This is a genomic window from Marinobacter sp. S6332, from assembly GCF_023016045.1.
GTDB lineage: Bacteria > Pseudomonadota > Gammaproteobacteria > Pseudomonadales > Oleiphilaceae > Marinobacter.
In genome coordinates, this window is the sequence record NZ_JALKAP010000012.1 from 85,851 (window position 1) to 107,731 (window position 21,881).

The following is a 21,881-nucleotide window of genomic DNA, read 5'->3' on the forward strand; positions in this document are numbered from 1 at the left end:
GGAAAACAGGATTAACTATGTCTGAAAAGTACGACGTAATCGTCATTGGTGCAGGCCCCGGTGGCTATGTTGCTGCCATTAAAGCCGCACAGCTTGGCCTCAAAACCGCATGTGTCGAGTCGTGGAGTTCTGAAGATGGAAAAAGTCAGGTGCTTGGTGGTACCTGTTTGAATGTCGGCTGCATTCCGTCAAAAGCCTTGCTAGAGATTTCACATAAGTTCGAGGAAGCAAGCCACGACTATGAAATGCAGGGCATCATCGCCAAGGATGTCAAAATCGACGTCGCCAAGATGATGGAACGCAAGAGTGGTATCGTTAAGCAGCTAACCGGTGGCATCGCAGGTTTGTTCAAGTCCAATGGCGTAACCTCCATTCACGGCCACGGTAAGTTGTTGGCAAACCGTCAGGTTGAAGTTACAGACAAAGATGGAAAGACCAAAACCTACGAAGCCGAAAACGTAATTATTGCCACAGGCTCCAAGCCTATTGAAATCCCACCTGCGCCTATGACCGAGGGCTATATTGTTGACTCGGAAGGTGCTCTGGAATTTGACGAAGTACCTAAGCGCCTTGGCATTATCGGTGCCGGTGTTATCGGCCTTGAATTGGGCAGCGTTTGGGCACGTTTGGGTTCAGAAGTGACAGTGCTGGAAGCACAAGACACTTTCTTGCCAGCTGTTGACCAGCAGGTTGCCAAGGATGCTCTCAAGCAGTTCCGCAAGCAGGGTTTGGATATTGTTATGGGTGGCCGCGTAACCGGCGCCGAGGTTAAGCGCAAGCTGGTCAACGTGAGCTACGAAGACAGCAAAGGCAAACAGGAGCTGAAAGTCGACAAGCTGATTGTTGCTGTTGGCCGTCGGCCGTATACCGATAATCTGCTGGCTGCAGATTCCGGGGTTAACATGGACGAGCGCGGCTTTATCTTCGTTGACGATAAGTGCAAAACCGAAGCCCCTGGCGTTTGGGCTGTAGGCGATGTAGTTCGTGGACCTATGCTTGCTCATAAGGCCTCGGAAGAGGGTGTTATGGTTGCTGAACGTATTGCCGGGCAGAAGCCTCAGGTAAATTACGATTGCATTCCAAACGTCATTTACACCTCGCCTGAAGTGGCCTGGGTAGGTAAAACTGAAGAGCAACTCAAGACCGAAGGCGAAGCCTACAAAGTCGGCACTTTCCCGTTTGCAGCGAATGGTCGTGCTATGGCAGCCAACTCTGCTTCGGGCATGGTGAAGATTATCGCCGACGAGAAGACAGACAGAATTCTGGGCTTCCACGTTGTCGGTCCACAGGCGTCTGAGATTGTTGCTCAAGGCGTTATTGCCATGGAGTTTGGCTCAAGTGCAGAAGATCTGGCGTTGACCTGCTTTGCGCATCCGACTCTTTCTGAGTCTGTGCACGAGGCAGCTCTGGCAGTTAACGGTGGCGCAATTCACATTGCGAACCGCCGCAAAAAGAAGTAACGCAAACTAGGAAGCAGGGGGCGCATATTATGGCGCCCCTTTATTATAAAAAGAGCTGATTTCCGTTTGCGATCGTGGTGAGCTGAGGTGATCCCCTGCTCACCGAACAGAATTCGCCTATAAGACTCCCTGTTTGGGGAGAAGCGAGTTCACTTCCGTACGTGGTTATCCTCCATCAAATAGCGGGACATTAACTATGAATTTGCATGAATATCAGGGCAAGCAGCTTTTTGCTGAATATGGCCTGCCCGTATCCCAAGGCATTGCCTGTGATACTCCGAAAGATGCGGTTGCGGCTGCTGATGAAATTGGCGGCGATGCATGGGTGGTTAAAGCTCAGGTGCACGCGGGTGGCCGTGGTAAGGCTGGCGGTGTAAAGCTGGTCAAGAGCAAAGACGAGATTCGTGAGTTTGCTGAAAAGTGGTTGGGCAAGAATCTGGTTACCTATCAGACTGATGAAAACGGTCAGCCGGTGAGCAAAATTCTGGTTGAGTCCTTGACCGATATCGATCAGGAACTGTACCTAGGTGCTGTTGTTGACCGTGGTAGCCGTCGTATCGTCTTTATGGCCTCCACCGAAGGTGGTGTTGAGATTGAGACGGTTGCCGAAGAAACTCCGGAAAAAATCTTGAGAGCAGAGATCGATCCTTTGGTTGGCGCACAGCCATACCAAGGTCGTGAACTGGCGTTCAAGCTTGGTCTGGAAGGTAAGCAAATTGGCCAGTTCACCAAGATTTTTATGGGTTTGGCAAAGTTGTTTGAAGATCGTGACCTTGCTCTGCTGGAAATTAACCCGCTAGTTATCACTCCAGCCGGTGATTTGCACTGTCTAGACGCCAAAATTGGTGTTGATGGCAACGCACTGTATCGCCAGAAAAAGATTCAGGAGATGCACGACCCTTCTCAGGAAGACTCCCGCGAAGCGGAAGCTGCCAAATGGGAACTCAACTATGTAGCGCTTGATGGAAACATCGGCTGCATGGTTAACGGCGCCGGTCTTGCCATGGGAACCATGGATATTATCAAGCTCTCCGGTGGTCGTCCTGCCAACTTCCTGGACGTTGGTGGCGGTGCAACCAAAGAGCGCGTTTCAGAAGCGTTTAAGATCATTCTTTCCGACGACGCAGTGCAAGCCGTTCTGGTAAACATTTTCGGCGGTATTGTGCGCTGTGACATGATCGCAGAAGGCATTATTGGTGCGGTTAAAGAAGTAGGCGTTAAGGTTCCTGTGGTTGTGCGCCTTGAAGGCAACAACGCTGAGAAAGGCACCAAGGTTCTTGCCGAAAGTGGCCTGAACATTATTGCCGCCACCAGTCTGGCGGATGCTGCAGAGCAAGTTGTTAAAGCCGCAGGGGGTAAATAATGAGCATCCTGATTAATAAAGACACCAAAGTTATCTGCCAAGGCTTTACCGGCGCACAGGGTACCTTCCACTCTGAACAGGCGATTGAATACGGCACCAAAATGGTTGGTGGCGTAAGCCCGGGTAAGGGCGGTACTGAGCATTTGGGATTGCCGGTATTCAATACCGTGCGTGAAGCTGTAGAAAAAACCGGAGCTCAGGCGACCGTAATCTATGTTCCCGCACCCTTCTGTAAAGACGCGATCATTGAAGCTGCTGATGCGGGCCTTGAGCTGATTGTGTGCATCACGGAAGGCATTCCGACCATCGATATGCTGTACGCCAAAGAATACGTTGATCGCAAAGGCGTTCGCATGATCGGCCCCAACTGCCCGGGCGTTATCACACCGGGTGAGTGCAAGATCGGTATCATGCCAGGGCACATCCATAAGCCTGGCAAGGTCGGTATCGTATCTCGTTCCGGCACCCTGACCTACGAAGCAGTTAAGCAGACCACAGACTTCGGCTATGGCCAGTCTACCTGTGTAGGCATCGGTGGTGACCCGATTCCGGGCTCCAACTTCATCGATATCCTCCAGTTGCTTCAGAACGATCCGCAGACAGAAGCGATTGTGATGATTGGTGAAATCGGCGGTACCGCTGAAGAAGAAGCGGCTGCTTTCATCAAAGAAAATGTCACTAAGCCAGTGGTTGCCTACATTGCCGGTGTTACAGCACCCCCAGGCAAGCGTATGGGCCACGCAGGCGCTATCATCTCTGGTGGTAAGGGCACAGCGGACGAAAAGTTCGCAGCTCTGAACGACGCCGGTGTTAAAACCGTGCGCAGTTTGGCCGAGATTGGTAAGGCTCTGAAGGAGGTAACTGGCTGGTAAGCTGGTTTCTTTCAATAAAACCCCCGTTTCTGTTCTGCAGAGCGGGGGTTTTTTATTTATAATGCCGGGTCGCCTCGTTTAGTATGGGCGCATTCCATTTAAAAGAAGGAGTTTGTGCTTTGAGTTCAGTAGATTCCCAGCAACGGGTTTTGTCCGGTATGCGTCCCACCGGCAAGCTTCACCTTGGCCACTATCACGGTGTGCTGAAAAACTGGGTGAAACTCCAGCACGAATTTGAGTGCTTCTTCTTCATTGCCGACTGGCATGCCCTGACCACGCAATACGATGACCCATCCGGTATCGAGCAAAGCGTCTGGGATATGGTAATTGACTGGCTGGCGTCAGGGGTTAACCCTGGCTCCTCCACCATGTTTATCCAGTCTCAGGTGCCTGAACACGCAGAATTGCACCTGCTGCTGTCCATGATCACACCGCTGGGCTGGCTGGAGCGCATTCCCACGTATAAGGATCAGCAGGAAAAGCTGCGGGAAAAGGACCTTGCAACGTATGGGTTCCTCGGCTATCCCTTGCTCCAGACCGCCGACATATTGATGTATCGCGCAGGTAAAGTACCTGTGGGTGCAGATCAGGTTTCCCACGTTGAAATCACCCGCGAGATCGCTCGTCGGTTCAATCATATATACGGACGCGAGCCCGGTTTTGAGGATCAGGCGGAATCAGCCATCGTGAAGATGGGCAAGAAAAACGCCAAGCTGTATCGCACCCTCAAAAAGCGCTATCAGGAAGAGGGCGACATGGAAGCGTTGGAGACTGCCCGTGCCTTGCTAATGGAGCAGCAGAACATTTCCCTTGGAGATCGTGAGCGCCTATACGGTTTCATCGAGGGTGGCGGCAAGATTATTTTGCCGGAGCCTCAGCCACTGCTAACACCTGAGTCTAAAATGCCGGGGTTGGATGGGCAAAAAATGTCCAAATCCTATAACAACTATATTGGTTTGCGAGAAGAGCCAGACAGTGTGGCGCAGAAAGTTCGTACCATGCAGACTGACCCTCAGAGAGTGCGCCGTACAGATCCGGGAGAGCCCGAGAAGTGTCCAGTATGGGGGCTGCACAAAGTCTATTCGGATGAAGCTACCAAAGAGTGGGTTCAGACTGGATGCCGCAGTGCCGGAATAGGCTGTCTTGACTGCAAAAAACCATTAATTGATGCAATTTTGGAAGAGCAGCGGCCGTTGCGCGAAAGGGCTCTTGAATACGAAGCCAGCCCTGATCTTGTGCATTCTATTCTCCAAGAAGGTCGTGAGCACGCGCGGGATGCTGCCAGAGATACACTTGAGGAAGTTCGGGCCGCAATGGGATTGAGCTATCGATAAGCCAGATCAGGCACCATTAGCGCGGGTATCAGGGAAGGCAGTTGTTGACCTTCCAAGTGATCTGTATATCCCGCCAGATGCCTTAGCAGTATTTCTTGAGGCCTTCGAGGGGCCTCTTGACCTGTTGCTTTATCTCATACGGCGCCAGAACATGGATATTCTGGATATAGATGTTAGTGAGATTACCCGGCAGTACATGGAGTACATTGGAGCTGTTGAAGCCATGCGCTTTGAGCTGGCTGCGGAATACCTCGTGATGGCAGCCACGCTCGCGGAGATAAAATCCCGTATGCTTCTGCCAAGGCACGAAGCCGACGAAGATGAAGAGGTAGATCCCCGTGCAGAACTGATTCGAAGGTTGCAACAATACGAGCGCTTTAAGAAGGCCGCGGAAGATATTGATTCACTGCCGCGCATGGAACGAGACACCTTTGCCGTATCTGCCTCCTTACCGAAGCTGCCAACGAGCCAGGTGCATCCAGATGTTGATATGCGGGATCTTCTTCTCGCGCTTCAGGGTGTACTGAACCGGGCTGACCTGTTTACCAGTCACCATGTAGAAAGAGAAAGGTTGTCGACCAGAGAGCGAATGTCCGCCATTTTGTCTGTATTGCGGGACGACCAGTTTGTCACCTTCCAGAGCCTGTTCACCATTGAAGAAGGTCGGCTTGGAGTGGTTGTCACCTTTCTGGCTACGCTCGAACTGGTTAAAGAGCAGTTGATAGAAGTAGTCCAAGCTGAAGTGTTGGGTCCGATTCACGTGCGTGCGCGAGCTGCGCGTTAAACGATTACCTAGTGGAAAGCTGCATAGGGAAACCGGATAGCAATCATGAACGAAGAAGAGCTCTCAAGAATTCAGGCAATTGCCGAGGCAGCGTTACTCGCAGCGGGCAAGCCTCTTTCCCTTGAGCAGCTAAGAGAGCTCTTTGCAGAAGATGAACGCCCGGCAAGGCAAGTCATGGAACATGTCATGATGCTTCTTGGCAACGCATGCGAAGGCCGAGGTTTCGAGCTGCGTAAAGTGGCCAGCGGCTTTCGCCTTCAAATTCGGGAAGAGTTTGCTCCTTGGGTTAGTCGGCTATTTGAGGAAAAACCCCAACGCTACTCCCGTGCTCTGCTGGAAACTCTTGCCCTGATTGCCTATCGACAGCCCATCACCCGCGGTGAGATTGAAGACATCCGAGGTGTTGCGGTAAGCAGCAATATCATTCGTACCTTACTTGAGCGAGAGTGGGTACGTGTTGTAGGGCATAGAGACGTTCCAGGCCGACCGGCAATGTATGCGACAACCCGGCAATTTCTCGATTATTTCAGTCTTTCTGGTTTGGGCCAGTTGCCTCCGTTGTCCGAGATACGGGATCTTGAAGAGATCGGCCGGGAAGTTGAAAAGAATATGCAGGCTGAGATTGAGTTTGACTCAGCACAGGCGAAGCCAGCGGGCGACAACCCGCCAGACCAGACATTTCACTGATACCATTCGGGTGTCAGTCAGCGATTAAGGATTATGTTCATGGCGTCAGAACGCCCCGGAAGAAAGTCAAAACCGACCGCAAAGCCGGTTGCCGACGCGGTTACGAACGACGGCCCGGAGCGGATTCAGAAACTCCTTGCCCGGGCTGGAATCGGCTCGCGTCGAGAGATTGAAGGATGGATGGAGGCAGGCCGACTTACGGTAAATGGTGAGGTGGTGACGCCCGGCCAGAAAACCACTGTAACCGACCGCTTTGAACTGGACGAAAAACGGCTGGAAGTTGCAGCAGCAGCCGTCACTGTGCGCCGCGTTCTTATCTACAATAAGCCGGAAGGCGAGGTAACCACCCGTAAAGACCCAGAAGGTCGGCCAACGGTATTTGACCGCCTACCAAGGCTGAAGGATAACCGCTGGATCTCAATCGGTCGGCTGGATATCAACACCACAGGGCTAGTGCTATTTACTACTGACGGTGAGCTGGCAAACCGCTTGATGCACCCCTCTAGCCAAATTGACCGAGAGTATGCAGTACGGGTTTTTGGTGAGGTAGACGATGCCATGATTGAGCGCCTGATGGCGGGTGTGCTGCTCGAGGATGGCATGGCAAAGTTCAGCGATATCAGCCCTGCTGGTGGCAGTGGAATAAATCGGTGGTTCCATGTGACGCTTTTGGAGGGTCGGAATCGCGAAGTTAGGCGTTTGTGGGAGTCGCAGGGCGTCCGCGTAAGCCGCCTTAAACGAGTTCGCTATGGCCCAGTTTTCCTGCCTAGCAGACTGACGCTGGGTAAATGGGAAGAGCTGGATCAGAAAACAGTGGATATTATTAGTAGCACTGTTGGGCTTACCTCAATCGATATACCCCAAAAAACCCCTGATGAACAAGCCGCTCACGATCGCCAAAGAAGGAAGAGCCCGGGCAGCGGAGGCAAGAAAACAGGAGGTCGGCGCTGGGATGTAAGCGACACAAAACCTGCGCGTAAAGGCGGAGCTGATAAGCCCCGTGGAGGTGCCAGCAAACCTCAAAGAGGTTCTGGTAGGCCTCGTAAGTCGCATACCGACAGATAAACTGTGGGGTATATAGCCTGATTGCTCTCTCGCTCAGGCTATTCAACCGATGCTTGCAAAAACCCGAGTACAGTTCCTGCCTTGATCTTTCGCTCTGTACAATGCCTCATCGGCGCGTGCTACCCACTGGCTTGCACCTTCTTCTGATAGATGTCTAGCAACACCACAGCTTATGGTTACAGAGAGTTTGGTTCCGCCGCAATCGACTTTTAAATCAGCAACGGCGTTTCGTACACGTTCGGCAACGTCTCGTGCTTCGTGTTCGCCGGTGTGTGGCAGCAAAATGGCAAACTCCTCACCGCCAAACCGGTAAACGCTATCAGAGCTTCTGATTGCGTTCGCAAGGGCTTCTGCTGTCATTTGCAACACATGATCACCCACAACATGCCCATGCTGGTCGTTCACTGCTTTGAAATGGTCAAGGTCGCATAGAACTAATGAATACTCTTCGCCATGGCGGTCTGATAGCAAGCTTGCGCGCTGAAGATGCTCATCCAGTGCTCGCTTGTTTGGAATGGAGGTCAGTGAATCTGTCAGAGCCGCTTGCTCAATGGCAATAAATTGGCAGGCGTTGCGTAAGGGGCAAATAGCCGCACTGATAAACATCTCAATACCTTGTAGTTCTTCATCAGAGAACTTCTGCCGACGGTTTAGGGTAAGAGTGCCGTAGCAAATGCCTTCCAGATTTAGGCGGTATTCGCAACGGTGCGGGCCACCCATGCCGGTTGCAAACACAAAGTCGCGATGCGCTATTTGATGGCGGTAGTTTAAAGCGTCGAACGGGATAGTGTCCCGTAACTCTTCTGCCAGAATGCCAAGCTGGGTTTCCAGAGAGAGTGTTGTAGATAGGCGCCGTGTTAGTTTTGTGAGAGGGTCGGGGGTATTTGACCATCCCTCAAACGACTGCCGAAGTGCAGCCAGATTTCTTGGCTGAGTGGTGGTTCGCTGTATCGACGGTATGTTTTTCACTACGGCTCACTCTCTTTCAAAGTGTATCAGTGCTTTTCCAGAATAAAGCATCGATCATGCCATTTATAAAATGCCGAATAATAACAATAATATAAGTCGATAACATAAAGTGATTTAGCTTCCAGATATCCTCTACGGTGCGCAAGCGTCAAAAATACGACAAGCTCCTTCCCACTGCGGCACCCACGGGAGTGAAATGCATTTCTAAGGGGTGGGGATGAAGAATGCCTGTGGTAAACTGACCGACTTGTTTCCGCGTTGTTTCCAGAAGTGAGCACTATTTCGTATGACGTTCCAGGCCCCAGAAAGTCTTTCCGAACAGATCGCCCAACATTTGGGCCAGCGGATTGTTACGCGGGATCTGATGCCCGGTGCCAGAATTCAGGAGCTTAAAGTTGCGAGCGACCTTAATGTAAGCAGAGGGTCGGTACGGGAAGCCCTGTTGATCTTGGAGCGTAGGCATTTGATTCAAATCTTCCCGCGCAGAGGCGCTGTGGTTTCAAGCCTAACGGTTGCCAGCGTCAACAATCTTTATGATATTTATATTGACTTGCTTTGCATGCTCGGGCGCAAAATTGTTGAACGTTGGGCAGGTGATGAGCTGCGCGGCGTCATGGGTCGGGTTCGGGAAGTTGAGACTGTTGTTCAGGCTGTAAACTCAACCGGGCCAGATTCTGCCGAAAAAGTCATCGAAGCGGGTTTTGGGGTAATGCGTTACGCCTATGAACTGGTTGATAACCCGTTTTTGGAGGAAACGCTGGAAAATTTCCGGCCTGCGATCAGCCGCACCTATTTCGTTGCGCTTGAGAACTTTCGAGACGGCATAGGGCAGACTGCTGTCTTTTTCCGGCGCTTGGGTGACGCAGCTTTGAGTGGAGATGCTGAACGGCTTCAGTCTGCAATACAGGCCTTCGGTGAGCACCAGAGACAACAGGTTTTGAGTATTCTCATGGAGGAGGAGAGCGCGTGACATGCGCCTGAAGTCGATCAAGTTGGCCGGATTCAAATCCTTTGTTGATCCCACCACAGTGCCTTTTCCGACTAATCTGACAGCCGTGGTTGGGCCTAATGGTTGTGGCAAATCCAATATTATTGATGCCGTTCGCTGGGTGATGGGAGAGAGCTCGGCCAAGTATTTACGCGGCGAATCCATGACAGACGTTATCTTTAACGGCTCCAGCGCCCGCAAGCCCGTAGGTCAAGCTTCTATAGAACTGGTATTTGACAATAGTGACGGCTCTGCGCCCGGCGAGTTCGTTCGCTTTAATGAGATCTCCGTACGCCGGCGGGTATCCCGGGAAGGGCAGTCCGAGTATTTCCTTAATGGCTCTAAATGCCGTCGCCGTGATATTACAGACTTGTTTCTAGGCACCGGCCTCGGCCCCCGCAGCTACGCCATTATCGAGCAAGGCATGATCTCGCGGCTGATAGAAGCCAAGCCGGAAGAGCTGCGCATTTATATCGAGGAAGCCGCGGGCATTTCGAAGTACAAGGAGCGCCGCCGGGAAACCGAAAACCGCATGCGCCGCACTCAGGAAAACCTTGAGCGCCTAACCGACCTTCGTGAGGAGCTGGGACGACAGTTACAGCACCTCGAACGGCAGGCTGCTGCCGCAGAAAAGTACAGGGCATACAAGCAGGAAGAGCGCCAGAAAAAAGCCGAGCTTACGGTTCTGCGTTGGCAATCACTAGATAAGGATCTACAGGCCTGGCGCAGCAAAATCCGCGATACGGAGCTAGAGCTTGAGAAACAGCTCACCGAACGCATAGGCTTGGAAACCTCTCTGGAATCCCTTCGTGACAGCCACCATGAACGCACAGAGCACTTCAACCGGGCGCAGGCGCGTTATTATGAAGCTGGCGCTGACATTGCCCGTATTGAGCAAAGCCTTGAACATCAACGCGAAAGAAGTCGCCAGACGGCTGCGGAGCTGGATCAGGCGATGGCTAACCAGCGAGAACTCGCGCGGGAATTGAGTCAGGACGAAGAAAAGCTCTCTGCGATACGGGAAGAGCTGGAGATGATTGAGCCGGAACAGGAAGCTCTGGCTGTTCGCTCTGAGGAGTCGGGAGAGAAGCTTCAGCAAGCGGAAGAGGCCATGCGCGAATGGCAGCAGCGTTGGGAAGAGTTCAGTTCACGCTCTGCCGATGCCCGCCGCGAAGCAGAGCTTGCCCAATCTCGTATCGTATCTCTTGAGCAAGCCATAGACCAACTGTTAGCTCGCCAGCGTAAGCTCCAAGACGAACAGGCGCAATTGGATGGCCAGGTTGATCGGGACGAACTGCATGAGCTCCAAGAACAACAAGAGGTCTTGGAATTGCAGCGTGAAGAAGCGGCCGAGCGAATTGAATCGGTTCAGGGGGAGCTTCAGGATGCCAAGCAAAACGAGCGCGATACCGAACAAGCTCTGACCGGTGCCCGACAGAAGGTACAAAGCCTACAAGCTGCACTGGAATCTCAACAAACGCTGCTTGATGAACAGATGGGTGGACAAGATGATGTGCAACAGGCATGGCTGGCAGAGCATGGTTTAGTAGATCTTCCTCGTGTGGCCGGCAAACTTCAGATAGAGGATGGCTGGGAGTTCGCGTTAGAGCAGATCATTGGGCGCTTTAGTCAGGGGCTACTGTTGCCAAGCATCGACGCACTTTCTCGGGCATTGCAGGAGGCGCCGAAGGGTCTTGCCGTTATACAGGCGAGCTCCGAAGACAGCATTCCAGCGGCTTCTGGGGATGTATTGGCCTCTAAAGTGCGCGGTGTGGAAGCTATTGGTTCTATGCTCACGGGAATCGGAGTGGCTGAGTCCCTCGCCGATGCGCTAGACAAGAGGTCAGGGCTGGCAAAAGGCAATAGTATCATCACTCGTGAGGGTGTTTGGGTAGCTCGTGATTGGGTGCGGATGCCTGAATCCGATGCCAGCCAAATTGGTGTTATTGAGCGGCAGAAAAAAGTGGATGCCTTGGCCGAGCAGCTTGCACTGGCGGAGGAGTCACTGGAAGAAGCAATAGCTCGTCATGAAGCGCTGCAGGAACGAACAGAAAGGGCGGAATCCGTAAGAGATGAGGCACAGGCAAGGCTGAGCGAAACCGATCGCGAGCTCAGCTTAGTCGCCTCCAAAATGAGCGGACTGCGTGCCCGTGCCGAGCAGATTGATGTGCGACTTACTCGGATTCACGAAGAAGCGTCAGACGTAGCACTGAATCTGGAAACTCAGCAGGAAAACCTTAGTATCGCCAGAGACGACTGGCAACAGGCGTTGGCTTTGACGGAAGACGGTGATGACGAAAAAGAGCGCTTGCTTGAACAACGGGACATTCGGCGGGAGAAACTTGACGGATTGCGTCAGGAGGCTCGCCATGATCGTGACCACGCTCACCAACTTCAATTGCAGCTCCAAACTCTTGCTAGTCAACGTGATGGCCTAAGCCAAACCATAGACCGCATGCAAATGCAGAAAGAGCGTCTGGAAGAGCGCTTGGAAATCCTTAGGGAGTCCAGAGAGGGTGCGGAAGAACCCATGGAAGACCTGCAAATGCAACTCGAAGGTTTGCTGGATCGCCGGTTAGCTGAGGAAGAGAAGCTTGGTGTAGCCCGTGATGCCTTGGAAGAAATTGACCGAGAAGTGCGGGAGAAAGAGCAGGGCAGAAGCGGTACAGATCACCGGATTCAAGACGTTCGCTCCAAACTGGAAAAGCTGAAAATGGAATCCCAAGCGCTGGAGATTCGTGCCAGTAACCACATTGAGCAACTTGGTGAGCTGAACGTAAAACTGCAAGACATCCTACCCCAGTTACCTGAGGATGCCAGTCAGGACGAATGGGCAGCGGAGCTGGAGAAAATTGGAAATCGCATTCAGCGCCTTGGCGCCATCAACCTAGCGGCGATAGACGAGTATCAGGTTCAAAGTGAGCGTAAAACCTACCTCGACAGCCAGCACGACGACCTGACAGAAGCACTCGATATACTTGATACGGCTATCCGCAAAATCGATCGGGAAACCCGGCAGCGCTTCAAAGAAACCTTTGATCAGGTAAATGGGGGTTTGCAGGCCCTTTTCCCGAAAGTGTTCGGTGGAGGCAATGCCTATCTAGAGCTGACCGGTGAGGACCTTCTGGAAACCGGTGTGGCGATCATGGCTCGCCCGCCGGGAAAAAAGAACAGCACTATCCATTTGTTGTCCGGTGGCGAAAAGGCACTCACTGCCATTGCGCTGGTATTCTCCATTTTCCAGCTCAATCCGGCACCTTTCTGTATGCTGGATGAGGTGGACGCCCCCCTCGATGATGCGAACGTTGGCCGGTATGCCAGTCTGGTCAAAGAAATGTCGAAACAGGTACAATTTATATACATAACCCATAATAAGATCGCTATGGAAATGGCGGATCAACTTATGGGGGTTACAATGCACGAGCCCGGTTGTTCGCGCTTGGTTACCGTTGATGTTGAAGAGGCGGCCGCTTTGGCAGAAGCCTAGAGTTCCGCCTGTTTACGCAAGGCGGGCAGTAGCTGGCCAGAAAACCGCCAAGAATGACAAAAAGGCCATGTGATGCGGCTTTGCGTTGTATTCAGTACCGGCTTTTTTTAGAGTAGCAGCCGGAGCCCTTTTATTCGCTTCCGGATCTGATCTGCAAACAGGACAGCAGCACTATGTCACTTAGGGAATGGTTAATTGCCATCGGCACCCTTGTTATTATCGGTATTGTAATAGACGGCTTGAGGCGCATGCGTCGGGCCCGCAAAGAATCTATTGCGATTTCTTCCGGGATGGGCGTTGATGACTTAAAAGAATCCCCGCTGGATGAGTATCATAACCCCGAGCTTCCTAACGGTGGAGCGAGGCCAATTTCAAATGATACTTTGGAAGAACGCGGCTATGTGCGGCGTGAAAAGCCCTCTCGTTTTCGTGCTCCGCAGCAAAAGCCGACCCGGCCCGTTCGTGAAACTCAGGGGAAATGTACTTCTGAGCTTGATGAACCCCTTCCAAATGAGGAGGGTGTATGGGCACAAGAGCAAATAGATGAGGATGTGGGCGACTCCGGCTTTTCCTCCGTTGAGCAAGACGAACTGACCGCTGATACTGGCTGGGGCGCGGAAGATGAAGAACTGTCATCGCCGGAAATACCAGCTGAAGCGATCACCGATGTTGAAGAAGATACTGCGCGCCGTGAGCCGCAACCTAGTGATGGCCCGGAGCAACCACTAGCGGGAGCTAACCGACCGGAAGCCCGCGAGGTGATCGTGATTAACGTGCTTGCCCGTCAGGGTGAGGACTTCAGCGGAGCAGCCCTGCAGAAACTGTTTGAAGCCTGTGGACTAGCCCATGGCGATATGGACATCTACCACCGTCATGAGGCAGAGGATACTACTACTCCGGTGCAATTCAGTGTCGCTAACGCCGTAGAACCTGGCACTTTCAAGCCTAATAACGTAGCGGCTATGACAACGCCGGGCATCAGCTTTTTTATGAGCATGCCAGGGCCGACGAATGCATTGCAGGCCTTTGAGTTTATGCTCGAAACTGCGCAATGCGTTGTGCGTAACCTTGGAGGTGAACTCAAGGATGAACGCCGCAGCGTGATGACGGCCCAGACAATAGAGCATTGCCGACAGCGAATCCGTGAATTTGAGCGCAAGCAGCGTTCACCACGCCACTGAGTTGGGCGGGGTCAGAACTGAAATAAAAATGCCCGGAGTTATCCGGGCATTTTTTTGACAGCAACAACGACAGCAACAAAGAGCGCCAACCTATGAGCAAGCCGTCACCGGAGACTATCAAGCGGGCAGAGGAGCTGCGTTCTGCTCTTGATGAGCACAACTACCGGTATTACGTGCTGGACGATCCGGGTATCCCGGATGCGGAATACGACCGTCTTTTTCGGGAGCTTCAAATGCTCGAAATGGAGCACCCTGAATTGGCATCGGATGACTCACCCACCCGAAGGGTAGGAAGTAGCGCCGAAACCAGTTTCGAGGAGGTCGTCCACCGCTTGCCTATGCTGTCGTTAGATAATGCCTTCAACGCTGATGAGCTTCGAGACTTTGATCGTCGGGTTAGAGAACGGCTCAATACAAGCAGCGAAGTTGAGTATGTTTGCGAGCCCAAGCTCGACGGTCTGGCTGTCAGCCTGCATTACGAGAAAGGGTCTCTTACGCGCGCTGCAACTCGTGGAGATGGTTATGCCGGTGAAGACATCACTGCGAATATTCGCACCATCCCTTCTGTTCCGCTGCGCCTACGAGGGAATGATGTACCTGATCTCGTGGAAGTCAGGGGCGAGGTCTACATGCCACGGGCTGGTTTCGAAGCCTTGAACAATCGGCTGGCGGATCATGGCGAGAAAACCTTTGTAAACCCCAGAAACGCTGCAGCCGGTAGCCTGCGCCAAAAGAAATCAACAGTTACCGCACGGCGACCTCTAGAAATGTGCGCTTATAGCGTTGCGGTCACTGACGAAAGCTTGCTACCCGATACTCAGTGGGAGAGTCTGCAACAAGTTCAGCGCTGGGGATTCAGAATTAATCCCGAGATGCGTAAAGCACTTGGCGCATCCGAATGCCTTGAAGCCTATGAAGAGTTGATGCAGAAGCGCGATCTGTTGCCCTATGAGATTGATGGCATAGTATTTAAGGTTGACCGGTTGGATTATCAGGCAACCCTTGGTTTTGTTTCCCGGGCGCCGCGCTGGGCCATTGCCCATAAGTTCCCGGCGCAGGAAGAGCTGACCGTTATCGAAGATGTGGAGTTTCAAGTAGGGCGCACGGGTGCTGTCACCCCCGTTGCCCGCCTCAAGCCCGTTTTTGTGGGTGGCGTAACGGTTAGCAACGCCACCCTGCACAACATGGACGAGATTCGCAGGCTGGATGTTCATATTGGCGACACGGTATTTATCCGTAGAGCAGGTGACGTTATTCCAAAAGTTGTGAAGGTTGTTTTGGAAAAACGCCCGGTGAACGCGCGATCCGTGGAGCTTCCCAAGCAATGCCCTGTTTGTGATTCCGATATTATCCAGATTGAAGGCGAAGCCATCGCCCGCTGCTCCGGCGGTCTATTTTGCCCAGCTCAGAGAAAGGAGGCGATTCGGCATTATGCGTCCAGAAAAGCGTTGGATATTGAGGGCCTTGGCGACAAGTGGATCGATATTCTTGTTGATCAAGGCATGGTGGAGACCGTTGCGGATATCTATAAGCTGACTGCAAAGGATCTGATGCGTTTAGATAGGATGGGGGAAAAGTCCGCAGCTAATCTGGTAGAAGCCATAGATAAGTCCCGGGAACCTGTACTCTGGCGCTTCCTATATGCGCTGGGTATACGAGAAGTAGGTGAGGCCACAGCTAAGTCACTGGCATCACATTTCGGCACTCTTGAGGCAGTGGCAGAAGCGAATGAAGAAGCGCTCATCGCGGTACCTGACGTTGGGCCTATTGTTGCTGGCCATATCCGCAGCTTTTTTGAACAACCCCATAACCGCGAAACCCTCGATGCTCTGCGCCAAGAGGGCGTTCAGTGGCAGCAAGAGGAAGGTACCGCTGGTAGTAAACCTCTGCAGGGGCAAACATGGGTGCTAACAGGCACGCTATCGGAACTTACCCGTGATGAAGCCAGAGAAAAATTGGAGTTGCTGGGTGCCAAAGTGGCTGGCAGCGTGTCGAAAAAAACAGCCTGTGTTGTAGCAGGAGAGGCTGCTGGTTCTAAGTTGGCAAAAGCTGAGCAGCTAGGTATTCCTATTTTGGATGAGCCAGCCCTCCTAGCGATGCTCAATGATCAGGGGCATTAATACGCAGACCGATGAATCTGAGAACTCGCGCAGATACCCCGTTTCCGAAAGTGGCTAACATGGCTGCATTCTGTAACCGTGTGTTATCGGTGGCTCACGCCAGCACCCACGCACTGCCATAAAAACAATGTTCTGAAACGGATTTTTTCCATGCGCGCCGAGTTGTTTCCTCGCCCTGTCATTACCAAAAAGCTGACCATTGTTCTTCTTTTGGCCCTTACTGCCTCAGGCTGTAAAACCGAGAAAGATCCCGATCAGCCAACAATTTTGGCTGCTACACCGGGAACCGCCTATCTGGGTGTTGAGTACTATTATAATTTTGGTGCCTACGGCGGAGAAGACATACTCGACTACTCCCTAACCAATAATCCTTCCTGGTTAGCCCTTGAAGACACCAGCAATAAGGCTCGACAGGGCATTATTATGCGTGGCGTGCCCGGTCTGAGCGGCGGCGCTCGTGGCGAAGCTGATCTTGGCAACTATGAGGACATTACGCTGGTGGGCACGGACGGCCAGATGGCTGGTTCGCAACCCTTCGATATTGAGGTCAAATACAACGCTTTATCGTTGGAAGCCGAAACCTTTACCGAGGGATCAGTATCACCTGAAATTCCGGACACGCGCCGGGAACGGTGTGAGCTGCCCGATCTAGAAACGTCGGGAGAACATAGCTTTACAGTCAATACCTATGACGAAATCGGCGCAGTCAACGGTACACGTGACCTTACGCGGCCTACGCGTCCGGTTTTTGTAAAAGTATTGCTAGATCAGCCTTCGGTAACCCGGGTGGCGGTCGCGTTCGAGCTTACGTCGGATTTCGATGCCGCCAGTTGCGATTCTGGCTTTAGCGCTCCGCACCAGCGCTGTGAACACGGCAGAACCAACACAGGTGATGCCATTCTCGGGCAAGACATTGTGGCTTTGGGCAGCAATTCTGCATTCGAAGACCTTCCTTACTTGACCTACGAAACAGATACTACAGGCGAGTATCCAGATGTTTATACCGGCGGGGTTATCACCTTCGAGCCGGGAATTACCGAGTGCTACATTCGTTTGGAAGTTGTGGATGACACATTCCCCGAGCCCTCAGAAGCGGCTCGACTGAGCCTGACCGAAGTAAGAAGTGGCATCGCTGCGCTCGGGGAGACCAATGCAGGCGTCCGAACCGCGATAGTCATTGATGACAATGAGCCGAAGGTCAGCCTAGAGACCATGAAAGGTGGAGCGCGGGATGCGCTCAACGTCGGCGCAGCACAGACGTATGTTGCGCGTCTAACGGGAGACCGTGAGGGAACCATCCGCGCCAAATTGCTCCACTCTGAGGGCTCATCCGCTCGATTGGGTACGGAATTCAGCACCAACCTGCCGGGAAATGAGCTGGTATTTGAGGAAGGTGTCGATGAGGTGAATTTTTCGGTCGTTATTGGCGGTTCAGGTGCCGGGTCTTATTTCAACGCCCAGCCTGATGATCGTTTCATCCTGTTGGGCCTGAACAATAGCTATCAGCTCGGACGGGAAAACTATGCCCGTGCAGACGCCGATGAAATGCTCAGGGTTAGCATCAATGAGCTGACATCTCCCTTAGCTGTCGGTTCTGGAAGCGGCTTTGTCCCGACGGATATCGCAGTGGGCCATGCGGGTAAGATGTTTGTTGCGGGTTATGACCGCACAGACAATGACAGGGTAAAGGTGCGTGTCTTTAATCAGAAGGGTGCCTTGCTCCAGCAGCTCGATGTCTCTTCCGAAGAGGATCAACTGTCGACACCGGCGCCGGTCATAGGTGTAGCTAGACGCGAAGTGGCAAAAAACAATGTTCGAACCATCCGTTTTGAGCTTGTGGTGGCCTACAGCACAGCTAATTCTGTGGGGGGTACTACAGAGATTGGCGGTAACGACGTTGTTTCTTCGCTGTACTGGTATGACGAGGCGAGCAATGGCGGTGAGTATGTTGAAACCTGGACAGCCCGCACCGGCACCGAAGGCGACGATTTGGTCCGTTCGGCAGGAATAAACCCGGCAAGCGGCTTTATCGTTATTGCTGGCGAAACCAATGGCCAATGGCCGGGGCAAACGTCTGCGGGTGGCTTCGATAGCTTTCTCCAGCGCATAGACTCTTTGCCTGAAGGGAATGGTTTTACGCCTTCAGTGGCTTGGACACGGCAAGTGGGTTCCTCTGCCGATGACCGGGTAGCTGGTGCAAATGCGCTGGGAGCAAGCCCTTTACTATTCGGTTCTGCTCAAGGTGCCGTTAAAGGCGAGCCGGCGTTGGGTGGAGTGGATGCCTATTTCTATACAGCAGCATCCGCGGATAGTGACCTCACCGTGCGCCAGCGTGGTACAGAGGCGGATGAACGGATTACCAGTGGCGTGACAGAAGGCAGCACCTTATGGTTGCTTGGTAATGGAAGCAATGAATACACCGTTGTGGAGCGCCAAGAAGAAAGCGAGGATGGAGATGATAATGCAGATGAAGAGGAAACCCTGATTCTTACAAGTCTACCTCTTTCCAGCCAGAGTGGGTTCGTTTTGGCGTATACCTTAGGCGGGGGGATTGTCCAGTCGTTTAATCTGAATGATGCAAATGATGTCTCCAGCGAGCAGTTCGCAGCACTCAGTGACTTTTATGGCGACTTGGTAGCTGCAGGAGCCACCGACGGTGACTTTACCGGCTCTGCCGGAGCCAGCGGTGCCAGTTCTGCTATCGTCGCGCGAGTGTCACTGACACCCGAGGCAGACCCTGATGCAGAAACTCCCGTATTCCGCAATGAGTGGCGTTTCCAGTGGGATGCCGCTGATTCAGAAATTGTCCGACTGGCCAATTATCGGGATGATGAGGTTGTGGCTCTGGCTCGTAAGGGTGGAAATTGGGTGATACTTCTACTTAGCCCTGAAGGCGCGTTGCTGACCCTTTAGTTTAGAGGTGGTCCTTCAAGCGCTACCTTGTTGGCCGCTGGCGCTGGCGTAGAGGCGAAGATAATCGGTGCTGGTGACTATACCAGTAGGCTCACCCTGAGCATCAACCACCAAAGCGGCATTCAGTTGGTGTGCGAGCATCAATCTAGCGAGCTGATGGGCATCAGTTTCCGGGGAAGCGGTTAGGAATGCTGGTAACTCGATGTGAGTGAGACTCTGTTCCAGAGCGTCTGTTTTATGTTCGTGAAGCCATGCGAGAAGCCATTGCTGTGCAACAAGCCCGGCAACGTGTGTATCGGCTGTGACCACCAGATGATTCGTGCCATGTTCGTCCATCAGGTTAATGGCTTCGGCTACGGTAGCTGAAGCAGGCAAAGAGTAGAGCGCCGGAGAACAGATGTTGGACACTGGCAAGTAAGGCTGTTGGTCCTTTCGCTCTCCAGACGCTGCAGCTCCGTACTCTTCGAGAGCGCGATGACGGCCTGAGCGAGCCGCCATCTGAAACTCGGCGTCTGTTGCTTCGCCGCGTTCAGGATTGATGGGCTGGCTCTCCGTCAGTTCACTGACATCACCCACGCGCCGACCCCGAAATACCTCCGGTAATCTTGTTCCGACTGGGCGGCCTGGCTCGCTGACAAAAATAGACACTCGTCCTTCCCTCTGAAAAAGTACACCTATTTAACAACGTATCGGCGCAAGAGCTCAGACCATTAGTAGAAAATGATTACGAAACAGCCACCTTTGGTTGATGCATGCGTCGCGTTGCCAATCGTCTGGCAAGCGATTCTGGCAACGCGGCGGGCTGGCCTGTTATTTGGTCTGCAACGAATTCTGCTAGCAAGGGAGCGTAAGTTAAGCCCTTGCTGCCGAGGCCTGTTAAAAGATATAGGCCTTCTATCTCTTGTCCCTGAGCATCACTGTATTGCCCTGCAACAGGTTGATAGTCGTGGGTAGTGCAGCGAAACCCGACGCGGCCCGCAAGCTGTTTTGGAAGGTCACCTTCTGCCAAGTCTGCCTGCAGCATCTGCGGTACCATGGCCGATAGCGCCAACATGTTTTCCCGGTGGCTTTCCGTTGTGGTCTCTGGCTCCTCGCTATGGAGATCAAAAGTGGCACCAATAACCCCTAACTGTTGGCCTTGAAGGTTGTGAGCTGGGTTAAGGTAGCGGGCTCCGCAGATAACAGCCCGCGGACTGGCTGCAAAAGCTTCTGGCAAGTGAGTGACTTGGCCGCGAATAGCTTTGAAGCGAAAGGCGCTCGAGCTTGGAATGAGTTGCGGGCTCAAGTGACCTGCACATATCACAACCTGATCTGCAGTAAGCTCCGGTTTATTGGCGCTAGTCGTGGAAAGGTGCCATTTACCATCATAAGTGCTCAATTTGCTTACTGAGCAGCCCATTGCTTTGTGAACGCAGGAATTCGAGGCAAGTGATTTGCAAAGTTTTGCGGGCTCAAGCCAGCCACTACCGGGAAACCACAGCCCGCCGGTCTCAAGGCGAGCACCTGTGAGAGTTTCAGCTTCTTCTTTTGGAACCGGCTGTAACAGCTCCCTTGGGTATTGGTTGCGCTCTACGAAACGGCGTTGTCGGTCCCGCTCACTGTCGCTCCAAGCGAGTTGCAATAGGCCTGTAGGATGCCAAAATTGGCCACCATAAGAATCGTAGTAATGCTGGCTGAAAGTTAGAGCGGAGAGGGCAAGTTGCGTTTGGTGGTTAAACTCCACGCCGAGTTTTACGTACATGGCACCTTGAAGATTGCCCGAGGCGGCTGAACCGGCCTCGGGTGCAGCATCAATAAGAGTAACGTCATAGCCCCTTTGTGCGAGGTTGTTTGCTAGCATACAACCCGCAATGCCAGCCCCAATGACTGCGATAGACGTTACTGGCTTAATGGGTGTTGCAGGCTCGGTGTTGGGGTCGCTGGCGGAGTCAAAATAGCTGTAAAACGTAGCGGGTCTGTCCTCGGCACTGGAGCATGGCAGCAGCCGAAAGCCGGCGGCTTCCAATACTTGCCGATGGTTATCCGCAATGCTTGTTATGGAAAGAGTGGTGCCCGGTTTACTATGTTGGCAGATCTGTTTAACGGTGGCGTCTCGACCTGATTCTTGGTGAGTTGCCAGCACATTTCCATGCAGAAACCACGCATCGGCCAAAAAGCAAAGCTCGTCCCAAGCAGTGTTTAAATCCCCAAAGAACAAGGTCAGGCGAACTCTGCCATCAGCTAACACAAGGCGATGGGTGCCAGTGACCAGTGGGGGGTAATGGGCAAGCAGGTGCTCTGAAAAATCGTGAAACTCAGGGCAACTCGAAAGCACATTCTCAAGATCTTTGGGGCTAAGTGGAGAGCTCTCTGCGGATATAAAATGGAGTGTAGCTGCATGTGATGGGCCAAACATTTGCCATGTTTGCCACGCGGCCAGAAAGTTCAGGCCTGCACCAAAACGGTTCTCAGCAATAACGAAGGAGCCAGCTTGCGAAACTTCGGCAAAGCGTGTGGGTAAATCATTTGGGTTGATGTGTGCGTTGAGGGGGCTTTCTAAACCCTTTGTAGGCAGCAAATAAGGGCCGCCATGTTTTGACTCCGGTACGCCATCGCGCCACTGCAGCTCCGCTGGCTGAACTGCTGGTGGTTTTGGGGTGGGTGTCATAATGGCGGCCT

General features: G+C 52.8%; 15 protein-coding genes. 12 read left to right on the top strand and 3 right to left on the bottom strand.

What is annotated here, in order from left to right:
* Window positions 1–17: 17 nt before the first annotated feature.
* The 7 genes from lpdA (at window position 18) to rluB (ending at window position 7,565) form a co-directional block, all read left to right on the top strand.
* Window positions 18–1,460, top strand: coding sequence for a dihydrolipoyl dehydrogenase (gene lpdA / locus MWU62_RS15795; protein ID WP_247115788.1), 1,443 nt, complete (start codon window positions 18–20; stop codon window positions 1,458–1,460).
* A gap of 196 nt (window positions 1,461–1,656) precedes the next feature.
* Window positions 1,657–2,823, top strand: coding sequence for an ADP-forming succinate--CoA ligase subunit beta (sucC, locus tag MWU62_RS15800; protein WP_216007795.1), 1,167 nt, complete (start codon window positions 1,657–1,659; stop codon window positions 2,821–2,823).
* A complete protein-coding gene (gene sucD, locus MWU62_RS15805; RefSeq protein WP_200364173.1) occupies window positions 2,823–3,695 on the top strand; it encodes a succinate--CoA ligase subunit alpha in 873 nt (290 codons plus the stop codon). Before sucC ends, sucD begins: the two co-directional genes overlap by 1 nt.
* A gap of 119 nt (window positions 3,696–3,814) precedes the next feature.
* Window positions 3,815–5,029, top strand: coding sequence for a tryptophan--tRNA ligase (locus tag MWU62_RS15810; RefSeq protein ID WP_281494942.1), 1,215 nt, complete (start codon window positions 3,815–3,817; stop codon window positions 5,027–5,029).
* Window positions 5,022–5,813: a segregation/condensation protein A gene (locus MWU62_RS15815; RefSeq protein ID WP_247115838.1), complete on the top strand. Its 792-nt coding sequence runs from the start codon at window positions 5,022–5,024 to the stop codon at window positions 5,811–5,813. Before MWU62_RS15810 ends, MWU62_RS15815 begins: the two co-directional genes overlap by 8 nt.
* Before the next feature lie 45 nt (window positions 5,814–5,858).
* Entirely contained in the window at window positions 5,859–6,500 is a 642-nt protein-coding gene (gene scpB / locus MWU62_RS15820) for an SMC-Scp complex subunit ScpB (RefSeq protein WP_247115789.1), read from the top strand.
* A 39-nt stretch (window positions 6,501–6,539) separates the two neighbouring features.
* Window positions 6,540–7,565 (top strand): 23S rRNA pseudouridine(2605) synthase RluB, encoded by a 1,026-nt coding sequence (rluB, locus tag MWU62_RS15825; RefSeq protein ID WP_247115790.1) that lies wholly within the window; start codon window positions 6,540–6,542, stop codon window positions 7,563–7,565.
* Between the two features lie 42 nt (window positions 7,566–7,607).
* Here the strand turns inward: rluB and MWU62_RS15830 are convergent, their stop codons facing one another.
* On the bottom strand, window positions 7,608–8,534 hold the full coding sequence (locus MWU62_RS15830) for a GGDEF domain-containing protein (RefSeq protein ID WP_247115791.1): 927 nt from the start codon (window positions 8,532–8,534) through the stop codon (window positions 7,608–7,610).
* A 286-nt stretch (window positions 8,535–8,820) separates the two neighbouring features.
* On the opposite strand from MWU62_RS15830, the gene MWU62_RS15835 reads away from it, so the two are divergent.
* The 5 genes from MWU62_RS15835 (at window position 8,821) to MWU62_RS15855 (ending at window position 19,223) form a co-directional block, all read left to right on the top strand.
* Window positions 8,821–9,504 carry a GntR family transcriptional regulator gene (locus tag MWU62_RS15835; RefSeq protein WP_247115792.1) on the top strand — a complete coding sequence of 228 codons (684 nt, stop codon included), beginning with the start codon at window positions 8,821–8,823 and terminating at the stop codon, window positions 9,502–9,504.
* Window position 9,505: 1 nt separating this feature from the next.
* Window positions 9,506–13,009 carry a chromosome segregation protein SMC gene (gene smc, locus MWU62_RS15840; protein WP_247115793.1) on the top strand — a complete coding sequence of 1,168 codons (3,504 nt, stop codon included), beginning with the start codon at window positions 9,506–9,508 and terminating at the stop codon, window positions 13,007–13,009.
* A gap of 173 nt (window positions 13,010–13,182) precedes the next feature.
* Window positions 13,183–14,190: a cell division protein ZipA gene (zipA, locus tag MWU62_RS15845; protein ID WP_247115794.1), complete on the top strand. Its 1,008-nt coding sequence runs from the start codon at window positions 13,183–13,185 to the stop codon at window positions 14,188–14,190.
* Window positions 14,191–14,282: 92 nt separating this feature from the next.
* On the top strand, window positions 14,283–16,310 hold the full coding sequence (gene ligA / locus MWU62_RS15850) for an NAD-dependent DNA ligase LigA (protein ID WP_247115795.1): 2,028 nt from the start codon (window positions 14,283–14,285) through the stop codon (window positions 16,308–16,310).
* A gap of 150 nt (window positions 16,311–16,460) precedes the next feature.
* Window positions 16,461–19,223 carry a hypothetical protein gene (locus tag MWU62_RS15855; protein ID WP_247115796.1) on the top strand — a complete coding sequence of 921 codons (2,763 nt, stop codon included), beginning with the start codon at window positions 16,461–16,463 and terminating at the stop codon, window positions 19,221–19,223.
* Between the two features lie 15 nt (window positions 19,224–19,238).
* Here MWU62_RS15855 and MWU62_RS15860 read toward each other — a convergent pair whose 3' ends face one another.
* Window positions 19,239–19,871: a CBS domain-containing protein gene (locus MWU62_RS15860; protein WP_247115797.1), complete on the bottom strand. Its 633-nt coding sequence runs from the start codon at window positions 19,869–19,871 to the stop codon at window positions 19,239–19,241.
* A gap of 76 nt (window positions 19,872–19,947) precedes the next feature.
* Window positions 19,948–21,870, bottom strand: a complete 1,923-nt coding sequence (gene mnmC / locus MWU62_RS15865; RefSeq protein ID WP_247115798.1) for an FAD-dependent 5-carboxymethylaminomethyl-2-thiouridine(34) oxidoreductase MnmC — start codon at window positions 21,868–21,870, stop codon at window positions 19,948–19,950.
* Window positions 21,871–21,881: the final 11 nt, after the last annotated feature.

Bases quoted from the DNA above. Each gene is read 5' to 3' on its own strand.
- MWU62_RS15835 (WP_247115792.1), top strand. From the start codon at position 8,821: ATGACGTTCCAGGCCCCAGAAAGTCTTTCCGAACAGATCGCCCAACAT.
- rluB (WP_247115790.1), top strand. From the start codon at position 6,540: ATGGCGTCAGAACGCCCCGGAAGAAAGTCAAAACCGACCGCAAAGCCG.
- sucD (WP_200364173.1), top strand. From the start codon at position 2,823: ATGAGCATCCTGATTAATAAAGACACCAAAGTTATCTGCCAAGGCTTT.
- MWU62_RS15855 (WP_247115796.1), top strand. From the start codon at position 16,461: ATGCGCGCCGAGTTGTTTCCTCGCCCTGTCATTACCAAAAAGCTGACC.
- scpB (WP_247115789.1), top strand. From the start codon at position 5,859: ATGAACGAAGAAGAGCTCTCAAGAATTCAGGCAATTGCCGAGGCAGCG.
- mnmC (WP_247115798.1), bottom strand. From the start codon at position 21,870: ATGACACCCACCCCAAAACCACCAGCAGTTCAGCCAGCGGAGCTGCAG.
- smc (WP_247115793.1), top strand. From the start codon at position 9,506: ATGCGCCTGAAGTCGATCAAGTTGGCCGGATTCAAATCCTTTGTTGAT.
- sucC (WP_216007795.1), top strand. From the start codon at position 1,657: ATGAATTTGCATGAATATCAGGGCAAGCAGCTTTTTGCTGAATATGGC.
- lpdA (WP_247115788.1), top strand. From the start codon at position 18: ATGTCTGAAAAGTACGACGTAATCGTCATTGGTGCAGGCCCCGGTGGC.
- ligA (WP_247115795.1), top strand. From the start codon at position 14,283: ATGAGCAAGCCGTCACCGGAGACTATCAAGCGGGCAGAGGAGCTGCGT.
- zipA (WP_247115794.1), top strand. From the start codon at position 13,183: ATGTCACTTAGGGAATGGTTAATTGCCATCGGCACCCTTGTTATTATC.